The sequence below is a fragment of the Alteraurantiacibacter aquimixticola genome (assembly GCF_004965515.1).
GTDB lineage: Bacteria > Pseudomonadota > Alphaproteobacteria > Sphingomonadales > Sphingomonadaceae > Alteraurantiacibacter > Alteraurantiacibacter aquimixticola.
This window is the reverse complement of sequence record NZ_SSHH01000001.1, coordinates 616165-634504: the sequence shown is the minus strand read 5'-3', so window position 1 is coordinate 634504 and position 18340 is coordinate 616165. Positions and strand designations below refer to the sequence as shown.

The 18340-nt window shown below is 64.5% G+C and carries 19 protein-coding genes and 1 tRNA gene; 8 read left to right on the top strand and 12 right to left on the bottom strand.

Annotation, left to right across the window (positions count from 1 at the left end; translation table 11 throughout):
- Both E5222_RS02740 and queF read right to left on the bottom strand, forming a co-directional pair.
- Nucleotides 1–1302, bottom strand: coding sequence for a UDP-glucose dehydrogenase family protein (locus tag E5222_RS02740; protein ID WP_136692184.1), 1302 nt, complete (start codon nucleotides 1300–1302; stop codon nucleotides 1–3).
- A gap of 133 nt (nucleotides 1303–1435) precedes the next feature.
- Entirely contained in the window at nucleotides 1436–1897 is a 462-nt protein-coding gene (queF, locus tag E5222_RS02735; protein ID WP_136692183.1) for a preQ(1) synthase, read from the bottom strand.
- A 79-nt stretch (nucleotides 1898–1976) separates the two neighbouring features.
- On the opposite strand from queF, the gene E5222_RS02730 reads away from it, so the two are divergent.
- From E5222_RS02730 to E5222_RS02695, 8 genes are all read left to right on the top strand, one after another.
- Nucleotides 1977–2837, top strand: a complete 861-nt coding sequence (locus E5222_RS02730) for a sulfurtransferase (RefSeq protein ID WP_136692182.1) — start codon at nucleotides 1977–1979, stop codon at nucleotides 2835–2837.
- A complete protein-coding gene (metC, locus tag E5222_RS02725) occupies nucleotides 2774–4042 on the top strand; it encodes a cystathionine beta-lyase (protein WP_136692181.1) in 1269 nt (422 codons plus the stop codon). The genes E5222_RS02730 and metC overlap by 64 nt, the downstream gene beginning before the upstream one ends.
- Nucleotides 4042–5133: a mechanosensitive ion channel family protein gene (locus E5222_RS02720; protein WP_136692180.1), complete on the top strand. Its 1092-nt coding sequence runs from the start codon at nucleotides 4042–4044 to the stop codon at nucleotides 5131–5133. Before metC ends, E5222_RS02720 begins: the two co-directional genes overlap by 1 nt.
- A 79-nt stretch (nucleotides 5134–5212) precedes the next feature.
- Nucleotides 5213–5971: a uroporphyrinogen-III C-methyltransferase gene (cobA, locus tag E5222_RS02715; protein ID WP_136692179.1), complete on the top strand. Its 759-nt coding sequence runs from the start codon at nucleotides 5213–5215 to the stop codon at nucleotides 5969–5971.
- A complete protein-coding gene (locus tag E5222_RS02710; RefSeq protein ID WP_136692178.1) occupies nucleotides 5968–6267 on the top strand; it encodes a DUF2849 domain-containing protein in 300 nt (99 codons plus the stop codon). The genes cobA and E5222_RS02710 overlap by 4 nt, the downstream gene beginning before the upstream one ends.
- A gap of 1 nt (nucleotide 6268) precedes the next feature.
- The gene (locus tag E5222_RS02705) at nucleotides 6269–7903 is read left to right on the top strand and encodes a nitrite/sulfite reductase (RefSeq protein WP_136692177.1); all 1635 of its coding nucleotides are present in this window, start codon (nucleotides 6269–6271) and stop codon (nucleotides 7901–7903) included.
- Complete coding sequence (locus E5222_RS02700; RefSeq protein WP_136692176.1) at nucleotides 7896–8363, top strand: DUF934 domain-containing protein; 468 nt, start codon at nucleotides 7896–7898, stop codon at nucleotides 8361–8363. Before E5222_RS02705 ends, E5222_RS02700 begins: the two co-directional genes overlap by 8 nt.
- A complete protein-coding gene (locus E5222_RS02695; protein WP_136692175.1) occupies nucleotides 8356–9144 on the top strand; it encodes a phosphoadenylyl-sulfate reductase in 789 nt (262 codons plus the stop codon). Before E5222_RS02700 ends, E5222_RS02695 begins: the two co-directional genes overlap by 8 nt.
- Nucleotides 9145–9453: 309 nt before the next feature.
- On the opposite strand, the gene E5222_RS02690 is transcribed toward E5222_RS02695, so the two are convergent.
- The 10 genes from E5222_RS02690 to E5222_RS02645 all read right to left on the bottom strand — a co-directional run bounded on the left by E5222_RS02690 (nucleotide 9454) and on the right by E5222_RS02645 (nucleotide 18284).
- Nucleotides 9454–10638, bottom strand: coding sequence for a cupin domain-containing protein (locus tag E5222_RS02690; RefSeq protein WP_136692174.1), 1185 nt, complete (start codon nucleotides 10636–10638; stop codon nucleotides 9454–9456).
- A gap of 45 nt (nucleotides 10639–10683) precedes the next feature.
- Nucleotides 10684–11169 (bottom strand): hypothetical protein, encoded by a 486-nt coding sequence (locus E5222_RS02685; RefSeq protein ID WP_211196075.1) that lies wholly within the window; start codon nucleotides 11167–11169, stop codon nucleotides 10684–10686.
- Between the two features lie 215 nt (nucleotides 11170–11384).
- Nucleotides 11385–12296: an NAD-dependent epimerase/dehydratase family protein gene (locus E5222_RS02680; protein WP_136692172.1), complete on the bottom strand. Its 912-nt coding sequence runs from the start codon at nucleotides 12294–12296 to the stop codon at nucleotides 11385–11387.
- Nucleotides 12293–13426, bottom strand: coding sequence for a glutamate 5-kinase (gene proB, locus E5222_RS02675; protein ID WP_136692171.1), 1134 nt, complete (start codon nucleotides 13424–13426; stop codon nucleotides 12293–12295). Before proB ends, E5222_RS02680 begins: the two co-directional genes overlap by 4 nt.
- A 49-nt stretch (nucleotides 13427–13475) precedes the next feature.
- A complete protein-coding gene (gene obgE / locus E5222_RS02670) occupies nucleotides 13476–14543 on the bottom strand; it encodes a GTPase ObgE (protein ID WP_136692170.1) in 1068 nt (355 codons plus the stop codon).
- A gap of 289 nt (nucleotides 14544–14832) precedes the next feature.
- Nucleotides 14833–14908, bottom strand: a tRNA-Ala gene (locus E5222_RS02665).
- 85 nt (nucleotides 14909–14993) lie between these two features.
- Complete coding sequence (locus tag E5222_RS02660) at nucleotides 14994–15770, bottom strand: hypothetical protein (RefSeq protein WP_136692169.1); 777 nt, start codon at nucleotides 15768–15770, stop codon at nucleotides 14994–14996.
- A 283-nt stretch (nucleotides 15771–16053) separates the two neighbouring features.
- Nucleotides 16054–16836: a Bax inhibitor-1/YccA family protein gene (locus E5222_RS02655; RefSeq protein WP_136692168.1), complete on the bottom strand. Its 783-nt coding sequence runs from the start codon at nucleotides 16834–16836 to the stop codon at nucleotides 16054–16056.
- A gap of 130 nt (nucleotides 16837–16966) precedes the next feature.
- Nucleotides 16967–17812, bottom strand: a complete 846-nt coding sequence (locus E5222_RS02650) for a pyrroline-5-carboxylate reductase family protein (RefSeq protein WP_246021565.1) — start codon at nucleotides 17810–17812, stop codon at nucleotides 16967–16969.
- Nucleotides 17778–18284, bottom strand: coding sequence for a type III secretion system chaperone family protein (locus E5222_RS02645; RefSeq protein ID WP_136692167.1), 507 nt, complete (start codon nucleotides 18282–18284; stop codon nucleotides 17778–17780). Before E5222_RS02645 ends, E5222_RS02650 begins: the two co-directional genes overlap by 35 nt.
- Nucleotides 18285–18340 lie beyond the last annotated feature (56 nt).

Genomic DNA, 18340 nt, shown 5'->3' with positions numbered 1-18340 from the left:
TTAACGCCCGACAGCGACGTATTCGAAGCCCTGCTTCTCCACGTCTGTGCGGCTGTAGAGATTGCGCAGATCGACCAGCAGCGGGCGGTTGAGCAGTTCCTTGGCCTTGCCCAGGTCCAGCGCGCGGAAGGCGTCCCATTCGGTAACGATCACCGCCGCATCGGCACCCGTCATCGCGTCATAGGAATCGTCGCAATAGACGAGGTTGGAGATCACGGCCTTGGAGGTTTCCATCCCTTCGGGATCATAAGCGCGCACGGTAATGCCCGCATCCTGCAGCGCCTGGGCGATCTCGATCGCCGGGGAATCGCGCATGTCGTCGGTATTCGCCTTGAAGGTCAGGCCCAGCAGCGCCACCGTCTTGCCCGCGACGTCGCCGCCCAGCGCCTCGATCACCTTGGCGCCCATGGCCGACTTGCGCTGGTCGTTCACCGCCACCACTGCCTCGACGATCTTGAGCGGCGAGCCGTAGTTCTGGCCCGTCTTCAGCAGGGCCAGCGTATCCTTCGGGAAACACGATCCGCCATAACCGGGACCCGGCTGCAGGAAGCGCGAACCGATGCGGCTGTCCGTGCCGATACCCCGTGCCACATCGCGCACATCCGCCCCTACCTCTTCGCACAGGTCGGCGATCTCGTTGATGAAGCTGATCTTCGTCGCCAGGAAAGCATTGGCTGCATATTTGGTCAGCTCGGCCGCGCGGCGGCTCATCGTCAGGATCGGCGAATCATTGCGGGTAAGCGGACGGTAGATTTCCTGCAGTACCTCTTCCGCATGCGCGTCATTTACGCCGATGACGACGCGGTCGGGACGCTTGAAGTCGTCGATCGCCGCGCCTTCGCGCAGGAATTCGGGATTGGAGGCGACGGAGAATTTCAGCTCCGGGCAGACCTTGCGGATAATCGTCTCGACCTCGTCTCCTGTGCCGACGGGAACGGTGGACTTGTCGACGACCACAGCTCCTTCACGCAGCAATGGAGCCATCTCTTCAGCCGCGGCATAAACATAGGAGAGGTCGGCATGGCCATCGCCGCGCCGGGAGGGTGTGCCGACTGCGATGAACACGGCATCGGCCTCAGGCAGGACCGAGGCGAGGTCGAGCGTGAAGTTGAGCCGCCCGGCCGCGACATTGCTTTCCACCAGTGCATCGAGACCCGGCTCGAAGATCGGAATGCGCCCGTTAAGCAACGCATCGATCTTGCTTTCATCCTTGTCCACGCATGTGACATGATGGCCGAAATCGGCAAAGCAGGCGCCTGAAACCAGGCCGACATAGCCCGTGCCGATCATCACGATTTGCATGCGTATTCCCTCCAGTGGTGTGGCAAGGCCCGGGAAACCGGGCACCCCCTGTGCATTCGCCTCCTAATCGAAGGAAACGACGATAGGCAAGCAATCACCTCGCAGGTGCAGCAATCCGGGGCAATCACGCCGGTCAGCCGCGCCCGCGATAGGGCGCCACGCCCTGGTCGGGCAGCCAGAGTCCCTCGGGCGGAGGACCGCTTTGCCAGAATACGTCGATCGGAATGCCGCCGCGCGGATACCAGTACCCGCCGATGCGCAGCCAGCGCGGCTCCATCTCGCGAAACAGCCTCTCACCGATCCCGACGGTCACATCCTCGTGAAAGCCGTTATGGTTGCGGAACGATCCGAGGAAGAGCTTGAGGCTCTTCGATTCCACGATCGTCTCGCCGGGGGCGTAATCAATCACCAGATGCGCGAAATCGGGCGCGCCGGTTACCGGGCACAGCGAGGTGAATTCGGGCGCGGCAAAGCGCACGAGGTAGAGCGATCCCGGTCGCGGATTGGGCACATAGTCGAGCACCGCCTCGTCCGGAGAGGCAGGCAGCGCGCTCTGCTGGCCAAGGTGGAGCGGCTGGGGCGTATCGTCGGTCATGCGCGCCTGATGCCGCCTTGGCGCGGGCGTGGCAAGCGGCGCATTGTCCTGCCGCTGCCCTTCGCCTATCCCTCAGGCCATGGACTCACTCGTTTCAACTGACTGGCTGGCCCGCGAGATCGGCGCTCCCGACCTCGTAGTGCTCGATGCCTCAGCCCATTTGCCCGATGCCGGGCGCGACCCCGCAGCCGAGTTCGCCGAGGCGCATATTCCCGGCGCGCGCTATCTCGACCTGCCGAGCTTTTTCGATCCCGGCAGCGATGTGCCCGGTGCCGTCCCTACCGCGCAACAATTTGCCGAGCGGATGGGGAAGCTGGGCATCGGCAATGGCACGCGCGTGGTGATCTATGACGATTCCTATGTGAAGACGGCGGCGCGCGCCTGGTTCATCCTCCGCATGCATGGGGTGAAGGACGTTGCAATCCTCGACGGAGGCCTCGGCAAATGGCGCGATGAGGGGCGGCCGCTCGAAAGCGGCGCACCAGCGATCGCGCCAGCCAGTCACGTAGCCGGCACCGGCCCCGCCCCGCTGCGCTACAAGGCCGACATGTTCGTCAATCTCGAAAGCGAGGCGGAGCAGGTGGTCGATGCGCGCGGCGCGGACCGCTTTACCGGTGAAGTGCCCGATTTCCGGTCCGAGGTCGCGGACGGCCACATTCCCGGATCGCATAATGTGGTGTTCGACCAGGTCCTCAACGCAGACGGAACCTACAAGGACAAGGAAGGCGTCGAGCAGGCCTTCCGCGCCCAGGGCGTCGATCTGGCCAGGCCGGTCGTCACGACCTGCGGCGGCGGCGTGACGGCAGCCGTACTGCTTTTCGCGCTCGAACGCGCGGGCAAGACCGACGTGGCGCTCTATGACGGCAGCTGGAGCGAATGGGGCTGCGACCCCGGCCTGCCCAAGGAAATCGGCCCCGGGAAGACTGGCGAAACCAGTTGAGCGATTCCGATCAACATACGCCGCGCAAGCCCTCCACGCGCGTGGTCGAGGCAGGCCGCCGTCCCGAATGGACCGGCGCGGCGGTCAATCCGCCCGTCTGGCGCGCCTCCACCCACCTTTATACCGATGCGAAGGACCTTGCCGGCGGACGCCCCAATGCGGACGGGCATTTCTATTACGGCCGCCGTGGCGCGCCCACGCAATGGGCACTGGCAGAGGCGCTGACCGAGCTGGAGCCGGGCGCGGCGGGCACGGTGCTCTATCCCAGCGGCGTGGCGGCGATCGCCAATGTCCTTCTGGCGGTGCTGAAGCCGGGCGACGTGCTGCTGGTGACCGACAATGCCTATGAGCCGACGCGCAACATCGCACTCGGCATGCTGAAGCAATACGATATCGAAGCGCGGCCCTTCGATCCGCTCGACCTCACCAGCTTCGAGAACGCCTTTTGCGAGCGCACCCGCGCGGTGATGCTGGAAAGCCCCGGCAGCCTGACGATGGAAGTCTGCGATATCCCGCAACTGGCCGCGATCGCCCGCGAGAAGGGGGCTGTGAGCATTCTCGACAATACCTGGGCCTCATCGCTCGGCTTCCCGGCGCTAGAGCGCGGCTGCGACATTTCGATCATGAGCCTGACCAAGCATGTCGGCGGCCATTCGGACCTGATGATGGGCAGCGCCAGCGCGGGGGAGGAGTGGTATACGAAGCTGCGCCTCGCCTCGCAATATATGGGCCAGGTCGTCTCGCCGGACGATGCCGCGCTCGCGTTGCGGGGCCTCAGGACCATGGCGCTGCGGCTGGAACATTCAACGCAGGCCGCGCTGGAGATCGCCCGCTGGCTGCAAGGCCGGCCCGAGGTCGCCCATGTGCTGTGCCCGATGCTGGACGGCGCGCCCGGTAACGCGCTGTGGCAGCGCGATTTCACCGGCGGCTGCGGGCTGTTCAGCATCGTCCTGAAGGGCCGCAGCGTCAGCCAGCGCGCGCGTTTCCTCGATGCGTTGGAATTGTTCGGCCTCGGCTACAGCTGGGGCGGGTTCGAAAGCCTCGCCATTCCCTTCGATCCCGCACGCACGCGCAGCGAGATGGCCTGGCCACCCGCAAGCTGGGACGCCGAGGACCGGCTCGGCGTGCGTTTTTCCATTGGACTTGAGGATGTTGCCGACTTGCTGTCTGATATCGGGCAAGCCTTGGACGCAATGGAAGATTGATGACCGCACCAGTACCCGAAATCCTGCAGGACCCCGCCGCAGAGGGTGAAACGCCAGACGTCGCGGGTGAAACGCCGACCGTCGAGGCCGATCCAATTCCCGTGGCGCCCGATATGCCGCAACCCGAAGACGGCATGGCCGGCGCGGACGCCTTGCGCGAGGCGGTATCCGAACAGAGCATGACGATCGCCAACATTGTCGAAAAGCTGGATTCCTTCGGCTTCTCCATCGATGAAACGCGCATCTCCGCCTGGAGCATCCTGGTCGTCATCATGGTGATCCTTGGCGTGATCGCCTTCGCCCGCGTCTTCAGCAGGCTGGCTCACAAACTGCTGGCCAAGCTGACCGCCTTCGACGCTTCGCAGCGGCTGCTGGGCGAGAAATTGCTGACCATCGCGGTCTGGGCCTTCGCCATCCTTATCGGCATCGACATGCTGGGGATCGACCTTACCGCCCTCGCCGTCTTCTCCGGCGCATTCGGCCTCGCCATCGGTTTCGGCCTGCAGAAGACCTTCGGCAACCTGCTGGCAGGCATCATCCTGTTGATGGACAAGTCGATCAAGCCGGGGGACGTCATCTCGGTCACCGATGCGGCAGGGAATGAGGGGTTTGGCCAGATCCGCAAGATCGGCATCCGCGCCATTTCCGTGGTCACGCGCGACAAGACCGAATATCTGATTCCAAACGAGAATTTGATGATCAACCAGGTGGTCAACTGGTCCTACAGCTCGCGCGAAGTACGCGTGAAGGCCCCGGTCGGCGTATCCTATGGCAGCGATATCGAGCTGGTGACGGAGCTGCTTTACCAGGCGGTGAGGGAAACGCCGCGCGTGCTGGAAAGCCCGCCGCCACGCGTCAACCTGATGGGCTTCGGCGACAGTTCGGTGGACTTCGATATCCGCTTCTGGATCCTCGATCCGGAAGAGGGGCTGTCCAATATCCGCTCCGACGTCCTCATGCGCGTATGGCACCTGTTCAAGGAACACGACGTCGAAATTCCCTTCCCGCAGCGCGACCTCAACCTGCGCGACAATGCGCAGTTCCAGCAGCTGGTGGAGGCGATCGCGCAGAGGGTCGACAAGTCGGCCTAGGCACCCCCTAAAGCTGATCTAGGCCGCGCCAAACCCATTCTCGCTGGCGCTAGGCCGCCCTCGCGCGCATCTGGGCGGCATGGAAAATGGCACGATCTATCTTGTCGGCGCGGGACCGGGCTCGGTCGACTTGCTGACCCTGCGCGCCGCGCGGCTGATCGGCCGTGCGAAGCTGATCGTGCATGACGGGCTCGTCGATCCGGAGATCTTCTCCCTCGCCCGCCCCGATGCCAAGCTCGTCAGCGTCGCCAAGCGTCGCGCGCGCCACACGCTGCCGCAGGAGGATATCAACGCCCTCCTCGTTCGCGAGGCGTTGAAGGGACATGACGTGGTGCGCCTGAAGGGCGGCGATCCTTTCATCTTCGGCCGTGGTGGCGAGGAGATGGAGGAGGCGCGCGCCGCAGGCGTCCGCGTCGAGGTCGTCCCCGGCATCACCGCCGCCAATGGCGCGGCGGCAGCAGCACAAATCCCGCTGACGCATCGCGACCATGCCAGCATCGTCAGCTTCGTCGCCGGTCAGTGCAAGGGGCTGACCGAACAGGATTGGGCCGGGCTTGCCGGCAAGGGCCGCACGCTGGTGATCTATATGGGCGTGAAGACCGCGCCACAGATCGCCGAAAAGCTGATGGCGGACGGGCTCGCCCCCGACATGCCGCTGGCCGTCATCGAAAACGGCGCGCGCCCGGAAATGCGCGTGCTACGCGGCCCGCTGGCCGCCCTTCCCGAACTGGTCGAAGCCGAAAGGGTGAAGAGCCCGGCGCTGATCGTGATCGGGGAAGTCACCGCAGATATCGTCGCGCAAGGCGCGAAACTCGCAATCGGAGTGGAGGAACAGTGAAGATCCTGACCGGAAATGACCTGAAGACAGGTGCGGTCGTATGGTGGACCGGCCAGGACTGGTCGCCGCACGTGGACGACGCCGTGGACGTCGGTGAGCAGGCGGAAGAGATCATGGGCCGCGAGGAATCCGCGCGCCGGGTCAACGTTCCCTACGCCATCGATGCCGAGAAGGACGGGAACGGCGGTGTCCGCCCCGCCCATATCAAGGACCGCGTCCGCGCGCTGGGCCCCACCGTGCGCCCGGACCTGACGCTCAAGCCGACCGAACCCGAAGCCCTCAACTGGGTGATCTGACATGTACAAGTACGACCAATACGACCAGGCCATGGTCGATGCCCGCGTGGAGGAATTCCGCGACCAGACGCGCCGCCGCCTCGAAGGCTCGCTGCCGGAGGAACAGTTCCGCCCGCTGCGTCTGATGAACGGCCTCTACCTCCAGCTGCACGCCTATATGCTGCGCGTGGCGGTACCCTATGGCACGCTCAATTCCGCGCAGATGCATGTGCTGGCGGACATCGCCGACAAGTATGACCGCGGCTATGGCCATTTCACCACGCGGCAGAACATCCAGTACAACTGGATCAAGCTGGAAGACGCGCCGGACCTGCTGGCCGATCTCGCCAAGGTGGAAATGCACGCGATCCAGACCAGCGGCAATTGCATCCGCAACATCAGCTCCGACCATTTCGCCGGTGCTGCTGCGGACGAGCTGGTCGATCCGCGTCCCTATGCCGAAATCCTGCGCCAGTGGTCGAGCTTCCACCCGGAATTCAGCTACTTGCCGCGCAAGTTCAAGATCGCGGTGATCGCTTCGGATACCGACCGCGCGGCCATGCGCCTGCACGATATCGGCATCCAGATCGTCAAGAATGACGCTGGTGAGCTGGGCGCGGCCTTCTATGTCGGTGGCGGCATGGGCCGTACGCCGATGATCGCGCCGTGCATCCGCGACTTCGTGCCGCTGGACCAGCTGGTCACTTATTCGGAGGCCTGCCTGCGCGTCTACAACCGCTATGGCCGCCGCGACAACAAGTACAAGGCGCGCATCAAGATCCTCGTCCACGAGCTGGGCAAGGACGAATATACGCGCCAGGTCGAGGAAGAATTCGCCCATATGCTGGATCAGGGCGTTGAGCCCCCGCTGGCAGAGCTGGAGCGGATCAAGACCTATTTCGCCGATCCGGAATTCAAGACCGGCGGCGCGACCGAGGCCGACCGTTCGGACCCCGAATTCGCGCTGTGGATGGATCGCAACACCCATCCGCACAAGGAGGCGGGCTATGTCAGCGCCGTCATCAGCCTGAAGCCCGTCGGTGGCATTCCAGGCGATGCGTCGACCGAACAGATGCACCTGATGGCGGATCTGGCGAAGGAATACAGCTTCGACGAATGCCGCGTGATGCACACGCAGAACATCGTCCTGCCGCATGTCGAGATCGCTCGCCTGCATGAGCTGTGGACCAAGCTGGAAGCAGCGGGGCTCGGCACGCCGAATCTCGACCAGATCGACGATATCATCGCCTGCCCCGGCCTCGATTATTGCAGCCTCGCCAATGCGCGTTCGATCCCGGTCGCGCAGAAGATTTCGCAGCGCTTTGCCGAAACCGGCAAGGGTGACGAGCTGGGCCAGCTGAAGCTGAAGATTTCCGGCTGCATCAATGCCTGCGGGCATCACCACGCCGGCCATATCGGCATCCTGGGCGTCGATCGCAAAGGTATCGAAAACTACCAGCTGCTGCTCGGCGGCAGCGAGGCGGAGGACACGTCGCTCGGCAAGATCACCGGCCCAGGTTTCGACGAGGACGGGATCGTGGACGCGGTGGAAAAGGCCACCGACGTCTATCTCGCCAACCGCAATGCGGGAGAGCGCTTCCTCGATACCTATCGCCGCATCGGCATGGATCCGTTCAAGGAGGCGCTTTATGGCTGAAGATCTCGGCACCAGCCCCGACCAGGTGCAATTCCGCTTCCGTGATGACGAGATGGTCGATCACGGCATGGTCACCGTCGATGCCTTCCTGGAGCAGACCAATGCCAGCGCCGTCCGCATCGAACCGGGCGACGATGCGCGCGACCTGCTGCCGCATCTCGAACGCCTGGCGCTGGTGGAAGTGAACTTCCCCGTCTTCGGCGATGGCCGCGGCTATTCGGCCGCCCGCATCCTGCGCGAGGCGGGCTTTACCGGCGAATTGCGCGCGGTGGGCGAAGTGCTGGTGGACCAGATCGCCTATATGCGCCGTTGCGGCTTCGATGCCTTCGCGCCCGAAAAGAAGCTGAACGAGGCGGATGTGAAAGCCGCCCTCACCCGCTTCCCGGAAGTCTACCAGAAGACCGTGGACGCTCGCCAGCCGATCTGGGCCCTTCGTCATGGTGATGGGCGGCATGGCTGAACCCGCCCGCCAGCGTGACGTGATCGAGACCGCACCCGCCTTCACCCAGGCGGATGCGGATCGGCTGAACGCGCGCTTCGAAGGCGTGGATGCGGGGCCCATGCTGGCAGAGCTGTTTGCCGAAGGATCGCTGGGCCGCGTCGCCGTGGTTTCCAGCTTCGGCACCGAAAGCGCGGTGCTGCTGCACCTTGTGGCCAAGGCCGATCCTTCCGTCCCGGTCGTCTTCGTCGATACGATGAAGATGTTCGACGAGACGCTGGAATATCGCGACACGCTGATCGATGCGTTGGGCCTCGAAAACCCCTCCGTCGTGCAGCCCGATCCCGATGTTCTGGCCGCAAAGGACGACAACGGTCTGCGCTGGAGCTGGGACCCCGATGGCTGCTGCGAGATCCGCAAGGTGGAACCGCTCGCGCGCGCCAAGCAGGGCCTCGATGCATGGATTTCGGGCCGCAAGGCCTTCCAGTCGGTCACCCGCCAGAACCTGCCGCGCTTCGAGATCGAGGATGGCCGGCTGAAAATCAATCCGCTGGGCGATTGGGACAAGCAGCGCCTCGAAACCTATTTCGAGGAGCACGACCTGCCCCGCCATCCGCTGGAGGAGCAAGGCTACCTCTCCGTCGGCTGCGCGCCCTGCACCAGCAAGGTCAAGCCGGGCGAGGACCCGCGCGCCGGTCGCTGGCGCGGCTGGGACAAGACCGAGTGCGGCATCCATTCGCCCAACAACCCGCAAAATGGCGATGAAGGCGATTTGCCGCCCGGCTACGAGCCTGCTTTCTGAGCGCAAAACCGCGTAATTGCGTGGCTTTTTGGGTTTAGTTGCATAGAATGCAATAGCTGGTGCAGTAATCGCGTTTGAGTGAATCGGGAGCCATCCGCATAAGGAACGGGCCTTTCAGGCATCCTCTCCCAAAACTTTCCAGCCCGGTCGGCTTGTCCGACCGGGCTTTTTCTTTGGGTGGTTTGGGTTACGCCCGCCCATCCGGGCGGGCATCCTCGGTGCTATTCCCTTCCCCCGGATCAAGTCCGGGGTGCGGGGCACCTGCGGGCGGGCAGTCGCCCTATGACTGCCGTGACCAAGAGAAAGGTGTCAGGCCCGTTCTAGCAGGCCGTAAGCAACCAGCGTTTCCACCGTGTCGCGCAGGTCCTGCCGGTCGGTCACCGTGAAATCGGACATGGACAGATCGCCCGCCGCCAGCCGCTCGCGCAATTGCGGCGCGAGATCGGCGGCAAGGTCGATCATCGAACCGGCAATCGCCAGTTGCGGCCCGCCCTCGCCCTCCTCGATCGTGTAGAGGATGCTGTCGCGCACGCGCAGCCGGTCATCCTCGCCAATCCCTTCCACAAGGGCATTCAGCGCACCACGAATGCGCGGGCCCTGTCCCTGCACGAAATTGCTGCCAAAGGCCGCCAGCGTGGCATCGAAGCTGGCCTCCCTGCCCAACTGCGCCATCAGATCGGCGAACATCGCCGCATGCTCACTACGCTTGCCCTCGTCGAAATAGAGCGAGCGCGGCAGCGACTGGCGCATTTGGGGGATGCGTAAACTCGCCTCCGCCACCGCTTCCAGCATGAATTCGGCCCATGTCTGGACGAGGATGCCCACGGTAATGTGCAGACTCGCCTCGTCCCCCTCGGTCAGCGCGCGATGCGCAAGGCCGCGCGGGACATAGAGGCACTGGCCGGGCTCGAGCACGAATGTCTCGCGCAATTCGCCCGGATCGTCGCGGTGTTTGCTGAACTTCTCGCCGCGGAAGGGCAGCCCGTCACGCTGGCCGTAGATCTCCCACTTCTTGCGGCCGGAGACCTGCAGCACGAAGACGTCATGCCCGTCATAATGGACGCCGAAACCATGCGCATTGCTGGGGGTGAGGTAGATATTGGTCTGGATGCGCGCGCCGAATTCCCGCTCCAGCGCCAGGCAGAAGGCATAGAGCTTGCCATCGGCATAATGCAGCTGCGGCAGCACGATGGTCGCGCCGTCACGGAAATTGTCGAGTACCGCGCCGCGATCGATCACGCCATTGGCATGGGTATATTCCGAAAGCGGCAGGCTGGCACCGGACTTCGCCATGGTGAGCGAGGTCGGCGGGAGCTCGGAATCGGACAGTATCTCGTCGATCCGGTCGATGCTGAGCAGATCGCCCACCTCCGCCACGGGTTGGGGCGTACAGAACCAGTCCTTCTCGTAATAGCGCGCGAAGAACTCCTCAGCCGATAGCGGTGCGATCAGGCTGGCGAGCGGGCTGGGCTTGGCATTGGCGGCAGCAGTCATGAGAGAATGACCTATCCGCCTGCCAGCTCGAGGAAAACCCCTGCCTTAGCTGCCGCGGCCGCGACCTACCGCGTCCGCATTGGCACCGGTGTCGGAATCCGTCATCCCGGTACCGCCACCGCGACCATTTCCGAAGGAGTCGTCCGGATCGGAATCGGTCACGCCGGAACGAGTGCCGCGGCCATTGTTATAGGCATCGCTGGAATCGGAGTCCGTGACGCCGGAGCCGCGACCGCGTCCGGACGGGTCGGCATTGGCACCGCTGTCGCTGTCGGAAATGCCCGAACCGCTCCCGCGGCCATTCCCGACAGCATCGTCCGGATCGGAATCGGTCTCACCCGAGCTGCCTCCACTGCCACGGCCGTAATCAGCGCGGTCGCTGGCGTCGGAGTCGGTCATATTGCTGCGGCCATGACCCGCACTGTCATTGGGATCGGAATCGGTAAAGCCGGTGCGCCCATACCCCACGCTGTCATCCGGGTCGGAGTCACTCCGCCCGGTGCGCTGCGCCTTGGCGGGCGATGCGATCATCGTGGTTGCTGCTGCGCCCGTCACCAGCGCAACGAAAGAGCGCCGCGATACCCGGCTCGTTTTCCTAGACATGGTTGCCCCCATATTTCCACTTCGCGCAACTCGGTCCGAATGGCGCTTGCGATCCGATTTCGCGGGCTAGCACACTAGCCCCCCGTCGCGAAATTTGTATGAAATTTCCGGAGAGATTCGCCCTTGGGCGCGCAGCTGTTGCCCTAAAGCCAGCCTTGCTCTGCATACCAGCGCGCCGTTTCGCGCAGGCCCTCGCGCGTGTCGATGCGCGCGGACCACAGCGCTTCAGGCACGGCCTTTTCCGGATCGCTGACCCAGTCGGGATGAACCATGTAGCTGGCCCGGTCGGGCGTCAGCTTGGCCTTTTCTCCGCGCAGCATGCGGTCCAGCTGCGCCGCCGCCTTCAGCAGCCCGGCGGGGACGGCCGGGGCAAACACGTTGCGCCCCATCGCCTCACCGATGGCGCGGGCAAGCTCGGAATGCGCCCAGCCGCCTTTGCGCGCATCATCCACCTCGAAGATGCGCTGCGACCAGTCGCGGCCCGTGCCCAGCGCGCTGTCGAGCAGCAGGCGGGCCAGATCATCGACATGGATCAGAGAGGCGCGGCCTTCGGGCGGCATCGGCACCACACCCCATTTGGCGGCGCGGAAGAGTTCGAGGATTTCGGTATCGCGCGGGCCATAGATCGCCGGGGGGCGGATGATCGTCCAGTCGAGCCCGCTCACCTCCACCTTCTCCTCGGCCATGCGTTTGGATAGGCCGTAATCGGACAGTCCCGGCTCGCGTGCGGAGAGCGAGGAGACGCAGACAAAACGCTCGGTCTCGGCCGTGCGCGCGGCGGAGACGACATTGGCGGTGCCGGTCACATTGCCGTGCTCGAAACCCGCTCTGTCCGGCGCATTGACCACGCCGGCGATGTGCAGCAGCGCCTTGGAACCGGAAGCGAGCGTGGAGAGCGCGGTGCTATCATGCAGGTCGCCGGAGACCCACTCCACCCCCTCGCGCGCCTTCTGTTCGCGACGGGTCAGGGCCTTGACTTCAAGCCCCCTGCGCCCCGCCTCGTCCAGCACCGCCTGGCCGACGAAGCCCGTGGCTCCGGTAATGGCGATTGTCACAGCAGCACCAGCTGGTCCCGATGGACCACGGCGGAGCGCGGTGCATAGCCGAGCAGCGGCTCCAGCTCCTCGCTGCGGTGGCCCTGGATGCGGGTGACTTCGGCGGAGTCATATTCGACCAGCCCCTGCGCCAGCGGGCGCCCGGAAGCATCGCGTATGCCCACCGGATCGCCCCGGCGGAACTCGCCCTCGATAGCGGTGATGCCCGTCGCCAGCAGGCTGCCGCCCTTTGCCAAGGCTTTGGCGCAACCGGCATCGACCACGATCACGCCCGCCATGCGCTGCCGTCCGCCCAGCCAGGACTTCAGCGCCCCGTCATTGCGGCGCGGCAGGAACAGCGTTCCCGTGTCATGCTCCAGCGCGCGGGCGATGGGCCGCTCATGTGTGCCATTGATGATGGCAAGCGTGATCCCCGCACGTTCGGCAATCTCCGCCGCCTGCAATTTCGAGGTCATGCCGCCAGAGCCAAGGCCCGAGGAGGAGGAACCGCTGGCCATTTCGTGGATTTCCGCCGTCACGCCTTCCACCCTGGGCAGCATGCGCGCCTCGGGATCGGCGGGATCGCGATCGTAGAGACCATCGACATCGGAGAGCAGCGCGATGGCATCGGCGCGCGCGGCCTGCGCGGCGCGGGCGGCCAGCCGGTCATTATCGCCAAAGCGGATTTCCTCCGTGGCGACTGAGTCGTTCTCATTAATCACCGGCACCGCGCCCGATTTCAGCAAGCGGCCGATCGTGGCGGAGGCGTTGAGATAGCGGCGGCGGTCGTCGAGGTCTTCCAGCGTCACCAGCAATTGCGCGGCGGTAAGGCCCTGCTGTTCCAGCAGCTCGGACCACAATCCGGCCAGCGCGATCTGGCCCACAGCGGCAGCGGCCTGCGCATCGGCCAGGCTCCCGCGCCCGCCTTTCGCAAGCCCCAGCTTCGCCGCGCCCAGTGCGATAGCGCCCGAACTCACAACCACGACCTGCTGCCCGCGCTTGCGCGCTTCGGCAATCTCGCCGCACAGGGAGGTGAGCCATTCGCGCCGCGGCTTGCCATCCTTCCCCACGAGCAGGGCGGAGCCCACCTTCACCACAAGGCGAGGCGTTGTCAGGGGATCGGCCAGATCGGCAAGTCGCGCGATAGTCATGCCAGACCGCTTAGCGAAAGCCGCGCGCCGCGCAAATAATAGCTTGTTCTCAGGCGAGCGGATCCCAGCTCTGGTCGGCCTCTTCCTCGCCATCCTCATCGGGCACGCGGCCCGGCGATTCCGTGCTGGTCTGCGTGGGAAGATAGCCGATCACGGCATCGAGCAGTTCCTCGATCCCTGCACCGGTGGCCCCGGAAATTGGGAAGACCTGGTCCGCGCCTGCTTCCTTCAGTTCGGCTGCAAAACCTTCCACCAGTTCGGCATCCGCAAGGTCCACCTTGTTGAGCGCTACCAGCCGCGGCTTGTGCTCCAGTGCAGCCTCGTAGGCTTCCAGCTCGCCTTCGACGATGCGCATGGCTTCGACCGGATCCGCGCCCGAAATATCGATCAGGTGGATCAGCACGCGGCAGCGCTCGATATGGCCAAGGAAGCGGTCGCCGATCCCGGCACCCTCGGCCGCACCTTCGATCAGGCCGGGAATGTCGGCGATCACGAATTCGCGGCCCTTGTGCGTCACCACGCCGAGCTTGGGGACCAGCGTGGTGAAAGCATAGGCGCCCACTTTGGCGCGGGCATTGGAAACGGCGTTGATGAAGGTCGATTTGCCCGCATTGGGCAAGCCGACAAGGCCCGCATCGGCGAGCAGCTTCAGCCGCAGCCAGACCGACATTTCCTGCGCCGGCTCGCCCGGCTGGTGCTGGCGCGGGGCGCGGTTGGTGCTGGTCTTGTAACTGGCATTGCCGCGCCCGCCCATGCCGCCTTCCAGCAGCACGAAGCGCTGGCCCTGCTCGGTCATGTCGGCGAGCACTTCTTCCCTGTCTTCCGACAGGATTTGCGTACCGACGGGCACTTCGATCACCAGGTCCTCCGCACCCTTGCCGGTGCGATCCCTGCCCATGCCGTGTCCACCACGCTTGGCCTTGAAGTGCTGGGTATAGCGGAAGTCGATCAGCGTATTGAGGCCGGGCACGGCCAGGAACACCACGTCCCCGCCCTTGCCGCCATTGCCGCCATCGGGGCCGCCGAACTCGATGTATTTCTCACGCCGGAAGCTGACCGCACCGGGACCGCCCGCGCCGGACTTCACGTGAATCTTGGCCTGATCGAGAAAGTGCATTTTTGTTTAGTCCCTCAGACGCCGGGCGCGGCCCATCCGGGCCGCTTGGCTTCCGGCCTGACCGGCCGACGCGCATTCGCGCTTGCAGGCTGTTAGCACAGCCCGTCTCCGGCGCCCATTTTCAGCTCAGCTCGATAGATCGGACCCGCAGGGTCCGCAAGGGCGACCGCCCGCCCGCAGCGGCCCCGCAGTGCCGGCGAAGCCGGAACGGAGGGAATAGCCGCGAGGACGCTCGCCCGGATGGGCGAGCGGAACGAAGGGGAAACCAGATTTCACCGAAGGTGAAAACTGGTGGAGCCGAGCGGGATCGAACCGCTGACCTCGTCATTGCGAACGACGCGCTCTCCCAACTGAGCTACGGCCCCGTTCCAGTTATTTTGCAGGCAGGCCAAGGCCCGCCGCGAAGAGCGCGCCTATTAGCGAACAGCACCCGGCCATGCAAAGCAGAAATTACTGGGCGACGGATGTGCCCTGGACTGGCTCGTTGGACAGCGGCTGGACGACCGGTGTCGACACCGTGTTGCCGTCATCCACGGGAATCACGGGGATGGCCGCGCCGGTATCGACGTCGATCACGGCACCAGCAGGCTCTTGCTGGCTCGCCAGCGTCGATCCAACCGTAGTGAGGCCATTGCCATAGATGGCCACGTAACCCGGCTGGGACTGGCCATAGCGGGTGCCATACTGGCTGTCCCAATCGGCTGAGAGCCGCTCATATTCCTCATATTCTTCGAAAAAGCGCAGGAACGCATTTTCGAGCAATGGGAGGTTGGCCGCGGCGAATTCCTTCACATTGTCGCCTTCGTAGTTGGCGAACTGGCCCGCGACGACGCGCGCGGCAGCGCAGAAGTCCGCCCGGGCGCCGGGCATGGCGAAGTAATTATAGACTTGCGTCGCATGTTCCTCGCGCGCGAGCAGCGCTTCGCGGCTGGAGGAGTAGTCTTCGCGGAACTTGCGATCTATCGCCTGATTGGCCGAGCGCAAGCCGTTGGGGAAGCCGCGCAGGAATTCGCCATAGGCGCTGGTGATGATCTCGTCTCCCGGGGCCAGGCAGTTGAGCGCGGCGACATTCCAGCCGGAGCGGAAGTGCCAGACGGTTTCGGATTCGTCGATCGCGGTGTTGACCGTCAGCCGCTGGCCGAAAGCGTCAACCGGCGGGACTTCCATCTGGTAGGCAGCACCGCGCGGCGGGATCGGACGGTAGGGAATGGGCTCCGGCGCAGCCACGGGAGGGGGCGGAGGCGGAGGCGGAGGTGGGGGAGGAGGAGGCGGCGGCGTACAAGCCGCCAGGGCGGCGACACCCGCAGCCACGGCCAGCGTTTTCAAACAAATATCGGGCATTCCCATCAAAGTCCTCTCACCGCGCATTTGCGTATTATTTTACACAATGCGTCTGAACACGATCTTGCTGACTGATTAGCGCCATGATTCACCAAAAGAAATGCCCGGGATGCAGCTTATGCACCCCGGGCACGATGAAGCGAATCGCAGCTGCGACCGGCTGATTCCGCTATTCGCGGCTGCCGAACATCTGCAGCAGGAAAATGAACATGTTGATGAAGTCGAGATAGAGGTTCAGCGCGCCGTAGATAACCGCCTTGGCTGCCCATTCGGTGCCGCGAACCACGAAATACTCGTTCTTCAGCCGCTGCGTGTCATAGGCGGTGAGGCCGGCGAAGATCAGCACACCGATCGCCGAGATCGCCAGCTGGAACATGCCCGACTGGAAGATGAACATGTTCAGCACCATCGCCACCAGCAGGCCGACCACACCCATGATCAGGAAGCTGCCCCAGCCGGACAGGTCCTTCTGCGTGGTATAGCCGAACAGGCTCAAGCCGGCGAAAGCCGCCGCCGTGCTGAAGAAGGCCATCGCCACCGACTGTCCGGTATAGATGACGAAGATGGTCGACAGCGACAGGCCGAAGCTGACGCAGAAGCCCCAGAACATCGCTTGCAACATCGTCTTGTTGGCGTTCTTGGCTCCAAACCACCAGAACAGCATGAAGGCGAGCGGCGAAAGCTTGATGATCCAGCCAAGGCCGGTCGCCTGCAGCGACATGCCATAAGGCGTCTGGATCACGTTGAAGGCCGCCGAAAACAGCGGCGAATTCACGAACAGCAGCGAGACGATGCCGGTCAGCAGCACGCCCGATGCCATATAGTTGTAGATCGACAGCATGTGCTTGCGCAGGCCGGCGTCGAAAGTCGTGCGGCCAGCGATATCACCCGCCTGGCTCGGCGACACCCCGAAACCCTGACGGGTCTGCTGGTCGTCGTTCCAATTTGCCATGAGATCCAATTCTCCTCTGCCCGGCCTCACAAAATGGGCCGGATTGACCTGAATATCGGGATTCCGTCCCCGAAATTCAAGCAAAACCGGTAGGTGCAGGGTTAACGCGCGTTGAAGGCAGCCCTGCCCCCTATTTGCGCGCTTCGCGGGCCATCTCCGCGCTGCGATCACGCGCCGCGCGCAGCGTTTCGGTGACAAGGCGGCCGAGTGCCTCTCCATCGTCCAGCACGTCGAGCCCGGCGCGGGTCACCCCGCCCTTGCTGGCGACCATGTCCGCCAGCTTCCCCGGATCATGTTCCGACTGCGCAGCCAGCGCCGAGGCGCCTTCCACCATCGCCAGCGCCAGCCGCCGCGCCTGCTCTTCGGGCAAGCCCAGCCGGATCGATGCGGCGCCCAATGCATCGATGAAGCGATAGACGAAAGCGGGGCCGCTACCGGCGAGCGCGGTGACGAGGTCGAAGCGATCCTCCCCGATCCATTCGGGCGTGCCGAGCGGCGCCAGCAGGTCGGTGACCGCACCACGGGCCGCGTCATCCAGCCCCTGCGCTGCGAGCGCGATGGGCGCCTTGCCCAGCGACACGGCAAGATTGGGCATCACCCGCACATGACCTGCGGCGGCGGGGAAATGCTCCTTGAGAACCTCCAGTTCCACACCGGCGAGCAGGGAAAGCACCAGCGCCCCCTCTCCCGCCAAGGGCGCAACCTGCGGTCCAACCTCGGCAAGGTTCTGCGGCTTAACGCCCAGCAGGATCGCATCGAAGCGGCCAGCCTGCGGAAGCTCGCGAAGCACCGGAATGCCGCCGGGCGCATCCTCGCGCACCGGATCGACAACGGCGAAACGGGACGCTGGAACACCGGCAGCCAGCCAGCCGTCCAGCATGGCACCGGCCATATTGCCGCAACCGACAAGGAGCATGGATTCGATCATCGCAAAGCCGATATCAGGCTTCGCCCACAGCATCCACCAAAGCTGCATCCAGCGCATCGCGCGGGTTCTTGTCGCCCCACAGCACGAACTGGAATGCAGGATAGAAACGGTCGCATTCGGCCACCGCGCTTTCGACCGCCATTTGCGCGGCGGACAGGCTCAGCATCCCATCATCGCCGACCATCAGCCCGTGACGGTAGAGCAGCACGCCGCCCTGCGACCAGATATCGAAATGGCCCAGCCACAGCTGCTCGTTGATCAGCGCCAGCAGTTCATAGGCCGCGCGCTTCTTCCCATCGGGAACGCGCACTTCGGGCAGGCAGAGCAGTTGCAGCACGCGGTCCTCGCGCCGCCAGATTCCGCGCAACTGGTAGGTGGTCCAGCTGCCGGGGACTTCGCCGCAAACCTCGTCATCATTGACGAATTCGCAGGGCCAGCCATGGGCTTCGAACAGCGCCGCCAGCATTTCCACCGGTGCCGCCCCCTCAGCATCCTCAATCGGCTCGCGCCCGATGTCCATCACTCGTTCGACCCCAATTGCGCTCTCCGCCTTACCCGATACGGGCGCCTTCGTGC